Source organism: Pseudomonas sp. D47 (genome assembly GCF_045447305.1).
Taxonomy (GTDB): Bacteria; Pseudomonadota; Gammaproteobacteria; order Pseudomonadales; family Pseudomonadaceae; genus Aquipseudomonas.
Map to the genome: position 1 here is coordinate 138,233 of NZ_JBJGXU010000003.1, position 15,152 is coordinate 153,384.

At 60.2% G+C, this 15,152-nt stretch carries 13 protein-coding genes; 7 read left to right on the forward strand and 6 right to left on the reverse strand.

The features are described 5' to 3' along the window. Positions 1-52 precede the first annotated feature (52 nt). The 4 genes from hrpA (at position 53) to ACI77I_RS04500 (ending at position 6,415) form a co-directional block, all read left to right on the forward strand. Complete coding sequence (gene hrpA / locus ACI77I_RS04485) at positions 53-3,964, forward strand: ATP-dependent RNA helicase HrpA (RefSeq protein WP_406997036.1); 3,912 nt, start codon at positions 53-55, stop codon at positions 3,962-3,964. A gap of 338 nt (positions 3,965-4,302) precedes the next feature. Continuing rightward, entirely contained in the window at positions 4,303-5,424 is a 1,122-nt protein-coding gene (locus ACI77I_RS04490; protein WP_094950244.1) for a beta-ketoacyl-ACP synthase III, read from the forward strand. Between the two features lie 149 nt (positions 5,425-5,573). Continuing rightward, positions 5,574-6,188: an RNA polymerase sigma factor gene (locus tag ACI77I_RS04495; protein WP_094950245.1), complete on the forward strand. Its 615-nt coding sequence runs from the start codon at positions 5,574-5,576 to the stop codon at positions 6,186-6,188. Then, positions 6,182-6,415 carry an anti-sigma factor gene (locus ACI77I_RS04500; RefSeq protein WP_094950246.1) on the forward strand — a complete coding sequence of 78 codons (234 nt, stop codon included), beginning with the start codon at positions 6,182-6,184 and terminating at the stop codon, positions 6,413-6,415. The genes ACI77I_RS04495 and ACI77I_RS04500 overlap by 7 nt, the downstream gene beginning before the upstream one ends. A gap of 120 nt (positions 6,416-6,535) precedes the next feature. Here the strand turns inward: ACI77I_RS04500 and ACI77I_RS04505 are convergent, their stop codons facing one another. Continuing rightward, positions 6,536-7,858: a putative porin gene (locus tag ACI77I_RS04505; RefSeq protein WP_094950247.1), complete on the reverse strand. Its 1,323-nt coding sequence runs from the start codon at positions 7,856-7,858 to the stop codon at positions 6,536-6,538. A gap of 282 nt (positions 7,859-8,140) precedes the next feature. Between ACI77I_RS04505 and ACI77I_RS04510 the strand changes: the two genes are divergently transcribed. The 3 genes from ACI77I_RS04510 (at position 8,141) to ACI77I_RS04520 (ending at position 9,848) form a co-directional block, all read left to right on the forward strand. After that, positions 8,141-9,265 (forward strand): GNAT family N-acetyltransferase, encoded by a 1,125-nt coding sequence (locus ACI77I_RS04510; RefSeq protein WP_406997037.1) that lies wholly within the window; start codon positions 8,141-8,143, stop codon positions 9,263-9,265. 78 nt (positions 9,266-9,343) lie between these two features. Next, positions 9,344-9,622 (forward strand): BrnT family toxin, encoded by a 279-nt coding sequence (locus ACI77I_RS04515; protein WP_406997038.1) that lies wholly within the window; start codon positions 9,344-9,346, stop codon positions 9,620-9,622. Continuing rightward, positions 9,600-9,848: a BrnA antitoxin family protein gene (locus tag ACI77I_RS04520; protein ID WP_083357403.1), complete on the forward strand. Its 249-nt coding sequence runs from the start codon at positions 9,600-9,602 to the stop codon at positions 9,846-9,848. Before ACI77I_RS04515 ends, ACI77I_RS04520 begins: the two co-directional genes overlap by 23 nt. A gap of 54 nt (positions 9,849-9,902) precedes the next feature. Here the strand turns inward: ACI77I_RS04520 and aqpZ are convergent, their stop codons facing one another. The 5 genes from aqpZ to ACI77I_RS04545 form a co-directional block, all read right to left on the reverse strand. Continuing rightward, complete coding sequence (aqpZ, locus tag ACI77I_RS04525; RefSeq protein ID WP_094950249.1) at positions 9,903-10,604, reverse strand: aquaporin Z; 702 nt, start codon at positions 10,602-10,604, stop codon at positions 9,903-9,905. 279 nt (positions 10,605-10,883) lie between these two features. Then, positions 10,884-12,716, reverse strand: coding sequence for an ABC transporter ATP-binding protein (locus ACI77I_RS04530; protein ID WP_263273738.1), 1,833 nt, complete (start codon positions 12,714-12,716; stop codon positions 10,884-10,886). Between the two features lie 94 nt (positions 12,717-12,810). Further along, positions 12,811-13,374: a peptidylprolyl isomerase gene (locus tag ACI77I_RS04535; RefSeq protein WP_094950251.1), complete on the reverse strand. Its 564-nt coding sequence runs from the start codon at positions 13,372-13,374 to the stop codon at positions 12,811-12,813. Positions 13,375-13,377: 3 nt separating this feature from the next. After that, a complete protein-coding gene (locus ACI77I_RS04540; RefSeq protein ID WP_406997039.1) occupies positions 13,378-14,181 on the reverse strand; it encodes an alpha/beta fold hydrolase in 804 nt (267 codons plus the stop codon). 14 nt (positions 14,182-14,195) lie between these two features. Continuing rightward, positions 14,196-15,119 carry a LysR family transcriptional regulator gene (locus ACI77I_RS04545; RefSeq protein ID WP_094950253.1) on the reverse strand — a complete coding sequence of 308 codons (924 nt, stop codon included), beginning with the start codon at positions 15,117-15,119 and terminating at the stop codon, positions 14,196-14,198. Positions 15,120-15,152 lie beyond the last annotated feature (33 nt).

The window sequence follows — 15,152 nt, forward strand, 5'->3', positions numbered from 1 at the left end:
GTTTTCTGCGACAATCCGCCCCCTGCATAAATAGACGACCCATACGTACCTGATGACTGACCAAGCGCCCGCTATCGACCCACTGCTGAAAAACCTCGATCACGCCATGCTCGCCGACCGCCACCGCTTGCGGCGCCAGTTGCTCGAGCTGCGCAAGAAGCCCGATGAGGAGAAGCTGGCGCAGTGGGTTACGCGCATGCAGGCGTCCTGCGCCCAGGTCACGGCGCGGCGTGCCAGCCTGCCGGTGATCCGCTATGACGACAGCCTGCCGATTGCCGCCAAGCGCGACGAGATCAAAGAAGCGTTGCTCAAGCATCAGGTGCTGATCCTTGCCGGCGAAACCGGCTCGGGTAAAACCACCCAGCTGCCGAAAATCTGCCTGGAAATCGGCCGTGGCCAGTACGGCCTGATCGGCCACACCCAGCCGCGCCGAATTGCCGCGCGCAGCGTCGCCAGCCGCGTCGCCGAAGAACTGGCCACGCCGTTGGGCGCATTGGTCGGCTATCAGGTGCGTTTCGAAGACCAGAGTGATTCCAATACCCTGATCAAGTTGATGACCGACGGCATCCTGCTGGCGGAAACCCAGAACGACCGTTACCTGGAACGCTACGACACGATCATCGTCGACGAAGCCCACGAACGCAGCCTGAACATCGACTTCCTGCTCGGCTACTTGAAAACCCTGCTGCCGCGTCGCCCGGACCTGAAAGTCATCATCACCTCGGCGACCATCGACCTGGAGCGTTTTTCCAAGCACTTCGACGATGCGCCGATTGTCGAGGTCTCGGGCCGCACGTTCCCGGTGGACACGTGGTATCGCCCGCTGACCCTGGAGCAGGACGAGGAGGGCAACCGCGTCGAAGACGACTTGACCGTCGACCAGGCGATCCTCGCCACCCTCGATGAAATCGCCGCTTACGAGCGCAGCGAACGCCGCAGCCCCGGCGATGTGCTGGTGTTCTTGCCGGGTGAGCGCGAGATTCGCGACGCCGCCGAAATGCTGCGCAAGGCCCAGCTCAGGCACACTGAAATTCTGCCGCTGTACGCGCGCCTGTCACCGGCCGAACAGCAGCGTATTTTCCAGTCCCACCCAGGCCGTCGCGTGGTGCTGGCGACCAACGTCGCGGAAACCTCGCTGACCGTGCCGGGCATTCGTTATGTGATCGACAGCGGCACTGCGCGCATCAGCCGCTACAGCTACCGCGCCAAGGTGCAGCGCCTGCCGATCGAGGCGATTTCCCAGGCCAGCGCCAACCAGCGTAAAGGTCGGTGCGGGCGGGTCGAACCGGGCATTTGCATCCGCTTGTACAGCGAAGAAGACTTTATCGGCCGCCCGGAATTTACCGACCCGGAAATCCTGCGCACCAACCTTGCCGCCGTGATCCTGCAGATGCTGCACCTGCGTCTGGGTGAGATCACCGATTTCCCGTTTATCGAACCGCCGGACGGCAAAGCCATCAGCGACGGTTTCAACTTGCTGCAAGAGCTCTCGGCGGTGGACCGCAACAGCCAGCTCACGCCGTTGGGCCGCCAGCTGGCGCGCCTGCCGGTGGACCCGCGCATGGGCCGCATGCTGCTCGAAGCCGCCAAGCTCGGCAGTTTGCAGGAAGTGCTGATCGTCGCCAGCGCGATGTCGATCCAAGACCCGCGCGAGCGCCCGCCCGAGCGTCAGCAGGCAGCCGATCAGGCTCACGCCCAGTGGAAGGATGTGGATTCCGACTTCGCCGGTTTGGTTAACCTATGGCGCGGTTTTGAAGAGCAGCGCCAGGAACTGACGGCCAGCCCGTTGCGTAACTGGTGTCGTAAGAACTTCCTGAATTACTTGCGGCTGCGCGAGTGGCGCGACTCGCATCGCCAGTTGAGCCTGATTTGCCGCGACATGCAGTTGACCGTCAATAAAGAGCCGGCGGACTTTGCCAAGCTGCACAAGGCCGTGTTGTCCGGCCTGCTCAGTCAGATCGGGCAGAAAACCGAAGACGGTGATTACCTTGGCGCGCGGCAGCGGCGCTTCTGGATTCATCCGTCCTCGGGCATCGGCAAAAAGCGCCCGCAATGGCTGATGGCCGCCGAACTGGTGGAAACCACCAAGCTGTATGCGCGCATGGTGGCGAAGATTGATGCCGACTGGATCGAGCCGCTGGCTGGGCACCTGATCAAGAAAAACCATTTCGAACCGCACTGGGAAAAGAAGCGCGGCCAAGTGGTGGCGTTTGAGCAGATCACCCTGTTCGGGTTGATTGTGGTCGGGCGCCGCCCTGTGCATTACGGGCCGATTGACCCGGTGGTGTCCCGCGAGCTGTTTATCCGCGAAGGCTTGGTGCGTGGCGAGATTCAGTCCCGGGCCAAGTGCCTGACGGCCAACCAGCAACTGCTGGAGCAGCTCGACGAACTGGAAGCCAAGGCGCGCCGCCGCGACATCCTGGCGGACGAAGAAACCCTGTACGCCTTCTACGATGCGCGCCTGCCGGCAGAGATCCACCAGACCGCCACGTTCGACAGCTGGTACAAGGTCAACAGCCAGAAAGACCCGCAACTGCTGATCATGCGCGAGGAAGACGTGCTGGCCCGCGAGGCCAGCGAAGTCACCGCCGCGCATTACCCGGACACCTTGCACTTGGGCGATTTGGCCCTGGCCTTGAGTTACCACTTCGAACCCAACCACCCGCGCGACGGCGTGACCCTGCGCGTGCCGGCGCCACTGCTGCCGGCATTGCCGCCGGAGCGCCTGGAATGGCTGGTGCCGGGTGTGATCGAGGCCAAGTGCATCGCGCTGGTGCGCAACCTGCCTAAAGCGTTGCGCAAAAACTTTGTACCGGTGCCGGATTTCATCAAGGCGGCGCTGCAACGCATCGAATTCGGCCAGGGCTCGCTGCCCCAGGCGCTGGGGCGCGAACTGTTGCGCATGACCGGCGCGCGGGTCAGCGATGAAGCCTGGGCGGAAGCGGCGCAGCAGGTGGAAAACCACCTGAAGATGAACCTGGAAGTGGTCGACGGTCAGGGCAAGTTCCTCGGCGAAGGCCGTGACCTGGCCGAGCTGACGGCACGTTTTGCCGAGGCCAGCCAGGCCGCATTGGCCGTACCGCAGACCGCGAAAAGCCAGCAGCCGGTGGAGGCTAAGGTGTTTGCGGCGGTGGCCGAGAAGACCCAGCAAAAGATCGCCGGCCTGTCGATGACGGTCTACCCGGCGCTGGTCGAAGAGAATGGCACGGTCAAGGAAGGGCGGTTCTCGACGGCCGCCGAGGCCGAGTTCCAGCACCGCCGCGCCTTGCAGCGTCTGCTGATGCAGCAATTGGCCGAACCGGCGAAATTCCTGCGCGGCAAATTGCCCGGCCTGACTGAGCTGGGCCTGATGTACCGCGAATTGGGGCGCATCGATGCGCTGGTCGAAGACATTCTGCTAGCCAGCCTGGACACCTGCGTGCTGGAAGGCGAAGCCAGCTTGCCGCGTGACGGTGCGGGTCTGGCCGCTTTGGCCGAACGTAAGCGCGGCAGCTGGACCGAGCACGCCGAACGCCTGGCACGCTTGACCCTGGAAGTACTGAAGCTGTGGCATGGCTTGCAAAAACGCTTCAAAGGTAAGATCGATCTGGCCCAGGCCGTGGCCTTGAATGACATCAAGCAGCAGCTGAGTCATTTGGTGTACCCGGGTTTTGTGCGCGAAACCCCGGCGCAGTGGTTCAAGGAACTGCCGCGTTTCCTCAAGGCCATCGAGTTGCGCCTGGAGAAACTGCCAAGCCAGGTGCAAAAAGATCGGGTGTGGAGCACCGAGCTGAGCGGCCTGTGGGCGCAGTATCAGAACCGCCTGAACAAACATACCCAGGAAGGCAAGCGCGACCCGCAGTTGGAGCTGTATCGCTGGTGGCTGGAGGAATATCGCGTGTCACTGTTTGGCCAGCAATTGGGCACCAAAGTGCCGATTTCTGACAAGCGATTGAGCAAGCAGTGGAGCCTGGTGGAGGCCTGACGTGGTGCTTGGCTCCCCAGACAAACCCCATCCAATGTGGGAGCTGGCTTGCCCGCGATGGCATCACAGTGGTTTGACTGATACACCGCGGTGCCTGCATCGCAGGCAAGCCAGCTCCCACAGGTGTACGGGGTTTATCCGGGAAATGGCGCCAAATCCTTGGGGTTGTGGCAAACTTCGCGGTTATAAATGCCGGGATCGCCGTGAAGGGCTGTTGCAACCACGGTGCGATGGAATAAAGCGTTGCCAGTTTGATGCCCGCTGGACGGAATCGAACGACTTAAAGTTTGGTACGACGGTACCAATATCTTCTGCCTGACAGATTTAGAGGAACGACCGTGCATAACGTCGTCATCAGCGGCACTGGCCTGTACACCCCGGCCAACAGCATTTCCAACGAAGAGCTGGTGCAGTCTTTCAATGCCTATGTGCAGCAGTTCAATACCGATAACGCCGCCGCCATTGAGCGCGGTGACGTGCAGGCACTGACCGAGTCCAGTGCGGCCTTTATTGAAAAGGCGTCGGGCATCAAGAGCCGTTTTGTCATGGACAAAGACGGCATTCTCGACCCGCAGCGCATGGCCCCGCGCCTGCCCGAGCGCAGCAATGATGAATGGTCGGTACTCTGCCAGATGGCCATCGGTGCTGCCGAACAAGCCCTGCAGCGCGCCGGCAAGACCGCCGCCGACATCGATGGCGTGATCGTCGCCTGCTCCAACCTGCAGCGCGCCTACCCGGCCATCGCCATTGAAGTCCAGGAAGCCCTGGGCATCGAAGGTTTCGGTTTTGACATGAACGTGGCCTGCTCGTCGGCGACCTTCGGTATCCAGAACGCCGCCAACAGCATCAAGCTGGGCCAGGCGCGGGCGATCCTGATGGTCAACCCGGAAGTCTGCACCGGCCACCTGAATTTCCGCGACCGTGACAGCCACTTCATCTTCGGTGATGCGGCCACGGCGGTGATTCTTGAGCGCGCTGACCTGGCGACCTCCGAGCACCAGTTCGATGTGGTGAGCACCAAGCTGCTGACCAAGTTCTCCAACACCATCCGCAACAACTTCGGCTTCCTCAACCGCGCGGCGGAAGAGGGCATCGGCGCGCCGGACAAACTGTTCGTGCAGGAAGGCCGCAAGGTATTCCGTGATGTTTGCCCGATGGTTGCCGAACTGATCGGTGTGCACCTGGAAGAAAATCAGTTGAATGTGGCCGATGTGAAGCGCTTCTGGCTGCACCAGGCCAACCTGAGCATGAACCACCTGATCGTGAAAAAACTGCTCGGCCGCGAAGCCTCGGTGGAAGAGGCTCCGGTGATTCTCGACACCTACGCCAACACCAGCTCGGCGGGCTCGGTGATTGCGTTCCACACCTACCAGGACGATCTGCCCAAGGGCTCTGTGGCGGTGCTCAGTTCGTTCGGTGCGGGTTACTCAATCGGCAGCGTAATCCTGCGCAAACGCTAAACGCGGTCAATGTGGGCGCTGGCTTGCCTGCGATAGCATCACCTCGGCGCATCATAACTACCGAGGTGCCTGCATCGCAGGCAAGCCAGCTCCCATAGGAGTCGGTTTGCCACATTGATTGGGTTTGCATTTTGAAATCGAGGTTCTGAATGGCAGTAGCGGACGACGCGCACCTGCTCGAACGGCTGCTCAAGGGCGAGCAGCGGGCTTATAAAGAATTGGTTACCACCTACCAGAGCGCCATGCGCGCGGTGGCCTATGCCATCGTCGGCCAGCGCCACGCCGACGAAGTGGTGCAGGACGCCTGGCTGTCGGTGGTGCGCAACTTGGCCAAGTTCGAAGGGCGCTCCAGCCTCAAGACCTGGCTGCTGACTATCACCGCCAACTCTGCCAAGGGCCGCTATAAACGCAATCGCCGGGAAGTATTGCTCGACGATTTGCCCTCACCCCACGGCACCATTGGCGATGACCGCTTCGTGCCCGACGATGGCCATTGGGCCGTCGCGCCGTACGCCTGGCACCAAGACACCCCGGAAGCCTTGCTGACCGAAGATGAATTGCGCAAATGCCTGGAGCATACGTTGCTGAGTTTGTCGGAGTTGCAAAGCAGCGTGCTGGTGTTGCGTGAACGCCAAGGATTGGAGTTGGAAGAGATCTGTAATCTTCTGACGCTCTCGCTCTCCAATGTTCGTGTGCTGTTGCATCGAGCACGGCTTAAAGTCTTCGCGACGGTGGAGCATTTTGAGGAAACGGGCGAATGTTGACCTGTAAAGAGCAAGTGGCGCGTTCCAGTGATTACCTCGACGGGCAATTGACCTTTCGTGAGCGCCTGCTGGTGCGTCATCACCTGATGTTTTGCCCTAACTGCCGGCGATTTATCCGTCAGATGCGCCTGATGCAGGCGACATTGAAGCTCATGCCGGAGGAACCGGTAAGCGACGCTGATGATTTGGCTACACGGTTGGCAGCCGAGCGGTTGAAGGATCAGTAAAGTCTGCGAAGGGCAGGCTCGCGTGGGGGAGTCGAACGGATGATGGGGATCGAACCACCCACGCAAGGCTGTTAAAAACGACCTCGGGCCGTCCTGGCCCAAGGCTTATTGCATGCACATTTAGAACTTGGCTTCGGCATCCAACTGCAGGGTGTTGGTGTTGGCATCACGCTGCGTGCGGCTGGCGTAGTCAGCCTTGGTCAGGAAGTACGTGGCGCCGAGGGCGAAGTTCTTGTCGATGTCGTAGCTGACCTTCATCTTATGACCGCGCGAACCGGTGGTGCCGTTGGCGAAGTCCGAGTCAGTGAAGGCGCCAACCACAGCGTTACGCTGGATATCGCGGTAGTTGTAGTCGAGGTTGAAGCCAAACACTTTGGACTTGGCACCGATCAACCAGGCCGTGTCCTGGTCGGTCACAGCATCGTTGTTTTTCACGTACTGGCCGTAGAACGCCAGCGGTACCGCCAGGCCACCGATGTCAGCCTGGGCAAACCCTTCATACAGGCGGAATTGGTTGTCGGCCGAGTTGCCGTTAACCGCCAATGCGCAAGGCGTGGTGGTGGTTGTGCAGCGGCTGTCTTTGTCGTTCTGGTAGGCGTAGACACTGCCGCCCAGGGTCATTTTCAGGTTGTCGGTCACCGAGAAACGCGTGCCCAACTGGCCGGACGTCAGGCGCAGGTCGTGGCGAAATTGCACGCCGTCGCCGTCAACGTTGTCCTTGAGGTTGTAGTTACCCAGGCTACCAAACAGCTCCGCGCTGCTACCCAGTGGGTATTTGTAGGTCAGGGCCAGACCTTCCGGGTTGATGTCGCTATCCCAGATCACGTCGCCCATGTTGACCCACGGCTGGAGCATCTTGCCGCCGATCACGTGCAGGTTTTTGATTTGGTCCGGGTGGTAGTCGATGTAGCCGAGGTCCAGCCAGATCGACTTCTTGTCGAAGTAGTTGTCCTGGTCCTGGTTGGTGGAGCGCGCGTCGTCGCTGCTGCCGGTGGCGATACGAATGCCGGTGTCGACTTGCGAGTTGATCTCGGTGTAGGCACCCAGGCGGGCCCGGATGCGCTGACGGTCTTTGTCACGGCCGCCGTTGTTGGATTCGCCCTGGATCTTCACGGTTTCCTGACGGAAGCGTACGTCACCCTTGAACTGGGTCTTGGCAGCCCAGGCCAGCTTCTGGTCGAACACGCTCAAGTCATTGGTTTTTTTCGCGGTGGCCGCGATCTGCTCGTTGGTCTCTTGTTGAGCTTGCCGTGCGATCTGCTTTTCTTTCTGGTCCTTGGCCAATTCCGCTTGCAGTTCGGTGTACTGCGCAGCGGTGATCTGGCCGTTGGCCTTGAGCATGTCGAGCAACTTAGCGTCGACTGCGGCGCTGGCCGGAACGCTCAGGGCCAGCAACAGGCCGCCACACAGGAGCGCCGCAGTTTTAGTGGAAGCAAGACGCATATCAATCTCCGAAAGTGAGGAGGGATGGCAAACCATCCAGGACACAACCGACCGATGACGGACGGAAAATAGCTGCCTGGTAGAACCTGGCGCTCTAAAAACAAGCGTCAGTATCGCGATCACTTATGACGAAAGAGTGGCTAAGTGATGTCATCTAGATGACAAAATATTTAGAAACGGAACTATTGGTTTTAGCCCTTGTCCCGCGATTTGAAGATGTGTAAAGCCCGTCGATAAGCGATACTCGCCAGGCTTTCACGCCCCGAAGTAGTGAGGATGCCGATGCCGTTGCAACGCCTGGATAACCTGTCCGAAATCGCCCCCGAGGTATGGGACGCCCTCGTGCCGCAGGCCCAACCGTTTGTGCGGCATGCGTTCCTGAGCGCGCTGGAAGACAGCGCCAGCCTGGGCCCGCACTCGGGTTGGCAGCCGGAGCATTTGCTGCATTGGGAAGGCGATCGTCTGGTGGCGGCGTTGCCCAGTTATCGCAAATGGCATTCCTACGGCGAGTACGTGTTTGATCACGGCTGGGCGGATGCCTGTGAGCGCGCCGGTATCGATTACTACCCCAAGTTGCTGACGGCGGTGCCGTTCAGCCCGGTCAGTGGGCCGCGCTTGCTGGCGAGAACGGTTGAGGACGGTTTCGAGTTGCTGAACAGCTTGCCGGGCTACCTGGAAATCGAAGGGCTCTCCAGCGCTCATATCAATTTCACTGACCCTTTGGCCGATGCGGCGCTGGCGGAGCAAGCGGGCTGGCTGCAGCGCTTGGGCTGCCAGTTTCATTGGCAGAACTGCGGTTATCGCGACTTTCAGGACTTTCTCGACGCCTTGAGCTCACGCAAGCGCAAACAGATGCGCAAAGAGCGCGAACAAGTGGCGGGGCAGGGCATCGAGTTCGAATGGCTGCAAGGCCATGAGCTGAGTGAAGCGCAGTGGGATTTTGTCTACGCCTGCTACGCCAACACCTACGCCGTGCGCCGCCAGTCACCCTACCTGACCCGCACCTTTTTCAGCCTGCTGGCCGAGCGCATGCCCGAGGCGATCCGCGTGGTGCTGGCTAAACAAGGCACACGCCCGGTGGCCATGGCCTTCAGCCTGATCGGTGGCGATAGCTTCTACGGACGTTATTGGGGCTGCCTGGCGGAGTTCGACCGCCTGCATTTCGAAACCTGCTTCTACCAAGGCATGGACTACGCCATCGCCCATGGCCTGCAACGCTTCGACGCCGGCGCCCAGGGCGAGCACAAATTGATTCGTGGGTTTGAGCCGGTGATTACTCGTTCATGGCATTACCTGCGCCATCCAGGGTTAAAGAGTGCCGTAGAGGACTTCCTGGAGCGCGAGCGCGTGGGGATTCTGGCGTATGCCGAAGAGGCGAGGGCAGCCCTGCCTTATCGCCAGGGCTGAACCATCGGTCTGGCGAGCCCACCCAAAAGTGACGAAATCTTTTATGCTGTATGTACAAAAGTACATACAGGATGTGCCATGCTTTTTGAGTGGGATGACTCCAAAAATAAAGCCAATATTGCCAAGCACGGCATCGATTTTAATGACGTTCCAGATATCTTTCGGCATCCAATGCTGGCCTTACGCGATGATCGGGCAGATTATGGCGAAGAGTGTTGGATCAGTATTGGCTGGATAAAACTGTTAATGGGTGTGGTCGTATACACCGAACGGTGTGGTGATGTGATCCGAATCATCTCTGCCCGAAAAGCAACCAAGAAGGAGGCCAAATACTATGACGCAAACATCGAAAACTGATTGGGAGCGCCTGGCCAAGATGAGTGATGAAGAAATCGATACCAGCGATATTCCTGAGCTGGACGCCGAGTTTTTCCGGCGTGCGGAGCTACGTGTGCCGGTGAAGCAGGCGGTTACTATTAGACTGGATGCTGATGTTCTGGAGTGGTTCAAAGGTCAGGGTACTGGCTACCAGACGCGCATAAACCAGCTATTGCGCCAGTACATGCAGGCCCATCAAGGCTGACGACAGCTTATTTAACTCAGCCCTGCCTTATCGGCAGGGCTGAACCCGTTTGCCTCAGGCCGGTTCCTCCTTGCCCAGCCATCGATAGGCCACGCCGCCGATTACCGCGCCAAGGATCGGCGCGAGCCAGAACAGCCATAACTGCTGAAGCGCCCACCCGCCGACGATCAGTGCCGGGCCGGTACTGCGCGCCGGGTTGACCGAAGTGTTGGTCACGGGAATGGAGATCAAGTGGATCAGGGTCAAGGCCAGGCCAATGGCGATGGGCGCCAGGCCCGGCGGGGCACGACGGTCGGTGGCGCCGAGGATGATCAGCACGAACATCGCCGTCATCACCAGTTCACAGACAAACCCTGCTGCCAGTGAGTAACCGCCGGGCGAATGCTCGCCATAGCCATTGGAAGCCAGGCCCGACGCCAGTTCGAACCCCGGTTTGCCGCTGGCAATGAAGTACAACAGCGCAGCGGCGACGGTGCCGCCGATCACCTGCGCGATGATGTAAGCCGGTAACTCCTTGGCTGGAAACCGCCCGCCCACGACCAGCCCCACTGACACTGCCGGGTTGAGATGGCAGCCGCTGATATGCCCGATGGCGAACGCCATGGTCAACACCGTGAGCCCGAATGCCAAGGCTACACCCAGCAGGCCTATCCCGACGGCGGGAAACGCTGCGGCCAACACCGCACTCCCGCAACCGCCCAACACCAGCCAAAACGTACCTAACCCCTCTGTGACTGAACGTTTGAACAAAGACATGCAGCACGTCCTTGATAGATCGCTCTACCCAATCAGTAAACCAGTGATGCTCCCTGCAGATTTACTTCAGCGCCCCTCTGGGCACTGCTTTGATTGAAGCAGGCTTTGTAAGCAAGTCCAGGCCATAAAAAAGCGCCAGGGCCCATGAATAGGGAATCTGGCGCTGATTGAGTGTGGGAGCTGGCTTGCCTGCGATTGCGGTTATTGAGCGACAATGATGTCGACTGATGCACCTTCATCGCAGGCAAGCCAGCTCCCACATTGTTCATCGGTGTACTTTTAATCGATGCCGACAAAACCCCCGGTCTGGTGTTGCCACAACCTTGCATACAACCCTCCATGGGCCAGCAACTCGGCGTGGTTGCCGGTCTCGGCGATTTGCCCTTTCTCCAGCACCACCAATCGGTCCATCCGCGCAATCGTCGACAACCGGTGCGCGATCGCAATCACCGTCTTGCCCTGCATCAGCGTTTCCAGGCTTTCCTGGATCGCCGCTTCCACTTCCGAGTCCAGCGCCGAGGTGGCCTCGTCCATGATCAGGATCGGCGCGTCCTTGAGCAGCACCCGCGCGATGGCGATGCGCTGGCGTTGTCCGCCGGACAGTTTTACCCCGCGCTCACCCACATGGGCATCCAGCCCGGTACGCCCTTCGGCGTCCGACAGCAACGGAATGAACTCATCGGCGCGTGCCTTGCGGATGGCGGCGGTGAGTTCCTCGTCGGTGGCATCCGGCTTGCCGTACAGCAGGTTGTCACGGATCGAACGGTGCAGCAGCGAGGTGTCCTGGGTGATCATGCCGATCTGTGCGCGCAGGCTTTCCTGGGCAACCTCGGCGATGTTCTGGCCATCGATCAGGATGCGTCCGCCTTGCAGGTCATACAGGCGCAACAGCAGGTTGACCAGGGTCGACTTGCCCGCGCCGGACGGGCCGATCAGGCCGATCTTTTCCCCGGCCTTGATGTTCAGGTTCAAGCCGCCAATGATCCCGCTTTTCTTGCCGTAGTGAAAATCCACCTGCTCGAAGCGCACTTCGCCATGCGGCACGTTCAGGCGCGGGGCATTCTCGCGGTCGGTGACCGCCAGCGGCGCAGCGATGGTTTTCAGGCCGTCTTGCACGATGCCGATGTTTTCGAAAATGCCGTTGACCACCCACATGATCCAGCCGGACATGTTGACGATGCGAATCACCAGGCCGGTGGCCAGGGCAATCGCGCCCACGGAGATCAGCGACTGGGTCCACAACCACAACGCCAGGCCGGTGGTGGTGACGATCAGCAGGCCGTTCAAGATGGCAATCGTCACGTCCATGCTGGTCAGCACGCGGGCGGCCAGTTGGGTTTTTTCGGTCTGCTCGATGATCGCTTCCTTGGCGTATTCCTGCTCATTCTGCGTATGGGCGAACAGCTTCAAGGTGGTGATGTTGGTGTAGCCGTCGACGATGCGGCCCATCAGCTTGGAACGCGCTTCGGAGGAGATCACCGAACGTTCTTTCACCCTTGGCACGAAGTAGCGCAGGGCCAGGCTGTAGAAGATGATCCAGGTGATCAGCGGGATCATCAGGCGCCAGTCGGCCTCGGCAAACAAAACCAGGGCGCTGATGGCGTAGATCGACACGTGCCAGATGGCTTCCGCCGTCGCCACCGCCGAGTCACGCAGTGAGTTGCCGGTTTGCATGATGCGCTGGGCGATACGCCCGGCGAAATCGTTCTGGAAGAAATTTAGGCTCTGCTTGAGCACGTAGCTGTGGTTCTGCCAGCGAATCAGGCTGGTCATGCCGGGGTTGATGGTCTGGTGCACCAACAAGTCATGCAGGCCGTTGAAAATTGGGCGCAGCAGCAGGGCCACCACGGCCATCCAGATCAGCTCGGTGCTGTGAATCTGGAAAAAGTTGGCGGGCGGCGTGCCTTGTGCCAGGTCGATGATGCGGCTCAGGTAGCTGAACAACGCCACTTCGATCAACGCACCGATCAGGCCCACCACCAGCAAGGCGGCAAAGCTTGGCCACACCTGGCGCAGGTAGTAGAGGTAGAAGGGCAGGACTTTGTCGGGAGGGGCGTCGCTGGGGGCGGCGCGGAAAATATCGATCAGTTGTTCAAAACGACGATAGAGCATTAGGTTGACGCCCGCCTGGCGGGCTCTCCTGTTCAAATGCGCGCGGTGCCTTGTGGGCGCCGCGCGGGGCTACCTGAAGAACGCCCTGCAGACCTCAGTCGATGCGCTTGGCCGACTTGATCAGAACAGGATCGATAGGCACGTTCTGCATGCCCTGCTTGGTGGTGGTTTGCGAGTTGACGATGACGTCGACCACGTCCATGCCTTTGACTACTTTGGCGAACACGGCATAACCGGCGTCACGGCCTGGGTCGAGGAAAGCATTGTCGGCGACGTTGATGAAGAACTGGCTGGTGGCCGAGTTCGGGTCATTGGTGCGTGCCATCGACAGGGTGCCACGCACGTTATGCAGGCCGTTGCTGGCTTCGTTCTTGATCGGTGCTTCGGTTGGCTTCTGCGACATCTGCGCGTTGAACCCGCCGCCCTGGACCATGAAGCCCGGAATGACGCGGTGGAAAATCGTGTTGGTGTAGAAACCTTTGTCGACATAGGCCAGGAAGTTCTTGGTGCTGATCGGCGCCTTGACCGGGTCCAGTTCGATTTCAATGTCGCCGTTGGTGGTGGTGATCAGTACGTGAGGCGCCTTGACGGGCTCGGCGGCCATCAGGTTGGCAGCGAACAAAACAGAACCGGCAAAGAAGGCGATTTTTTTCAACATAGGTCAGTGATCCTGGGTAGTGGTTTCGACTGTCTTTAGAAAATCGAGCAAGGTAGCGTTAAAGACTTCGGGTTGATCCAAGGGCGTGGCATGGCGGGAATCTTCGATCACCACCAGCCGCGCATCGGGCAGCAGTTTTACATAGTTTTCTTTCTGCGCCACGGGCGTGTAGTCGTGGTCGGCGCTGATGACCAGCGTAGGACAGGTAATCCTGGAAAGTTGTTCCTGCACGCCCCAGCCTACAATCGCGTCGAAGCTGGCGAGATAAGCACGTTTGTCATTTTTTGCCCAGCGTTCTGCCATCTTGCGACGCAGGTCGGCCTGATGCGGTTTGGGGAACAATCGCTCGCCCAACGCCTTGCCGATGCTGGCCAGGCTGAGCAATCGCGCCAGGCTCCAGCGCTTGGCCCACTGCCAATAGTCATCGGCACTGCGCACCTTGACCTCGGGCGCGCTGTTGACGATGCACAGACTCTTGACCAGGTCGGGCTCATCCACCGCCAACTGAAAGGCGATCATGCCGCCCATGGACAAGCCCACCACATGGGCGGGCGGCAGGTTCAGGTGTTCGATCAGGGCCAGCAGGTCGAAGGTGAAGCCCTGGATGCTGTAGCGCTCGCGGGGTTTGTCCGAGCGCCCATGGCCGCGTACATCCACCACGATCAGGCGGTAGTGACGGGCCAGCACCGGGATCTGCAACTCCCAATCCTGGCTACTGGAGCCCAGGCCATGGATCAGGATCAGCGGAATACCGTGGCCGTATTCCTCGTAATGCAGGTTGCAGCCTTCATGGTCGAACCAGGCCATGCATGAACTCCGTTTCAGGCTTGCTCGGGGGCGGCGAAAGGCGCGTCCAAGGGAGCGGTGTCAAAGGTGCGCAGCAATTCCACGAGGATCTGCGTGGCTGGGCCCAGGGGTTTGTCCTTGTTCGCGTACAGGTAGAACGTTGGGTTGCGGCTGCCGCCCTTTTCCAAGGGTAGCTGCTTGAGCAGACCTTCGTTGAGTTCGCGTTCGATCATGTGCCGGGGCAACCAGGCAAAGCCCAGGCCGCTGCTGACGAAGGTCGCGGCGGTGGGCAGGCTGCCGACGGTCCAGCGCTGTTCGGCGCCCAGCCAGCCCACGTCCCGCGGCTGCTGGCGGCCGGAGTCGCGGATCACCACCTGCATCTGGCTTTCCAAGTCCTGGAAGCTCAGCTCGCGGTTGAGGCGATGCAGCGAATGGTCGGGATGGGCCACGGCGATAAACTCCACGTCGCTCATTTCCGTGCCCAGGTAGCCGGGGATGATGAAGCCGCTGATGGCAAGGTCGGCCATGCCATCAATCAACAACTCTTCTACGCCCGACAACACTTCTTCGCGCAGGCGCACGCGGCAACCACGGCTTTGCGGCATAAAGGCGGTGAGGGCACGCACCAGGCGCGCATTCGGGTAGGCGGCGTCCACCACCAGCCGCACTTCGGCTTCCCAGCCCTGTTCCATATGGTGGGCGAGGTCTTCCAGTTGGCTGGCGTTTTTCACCAGTTGCCGAGAGCGGCGCAACAGCACTTCACCGGCGTCGGTGAGCACCGCCTTGCGCCCGTCGATGCGCAGCAGCGGCACGCCGAGCTGGTCTTGCATGCGCGCCACGGTGTAACTCACCGAGGACTGCGAGCGGTGCAGCGCTTCAGCCGCCTGGGCGAAGCCGCCATGGTCGACTACCGCTTGCAGCGTGCGCCATTGATCGAGGGTAACGCGGGGCGCTTTCAAGATGAGCTCCTCTTGTCCTAAGCTGGCGGTCCT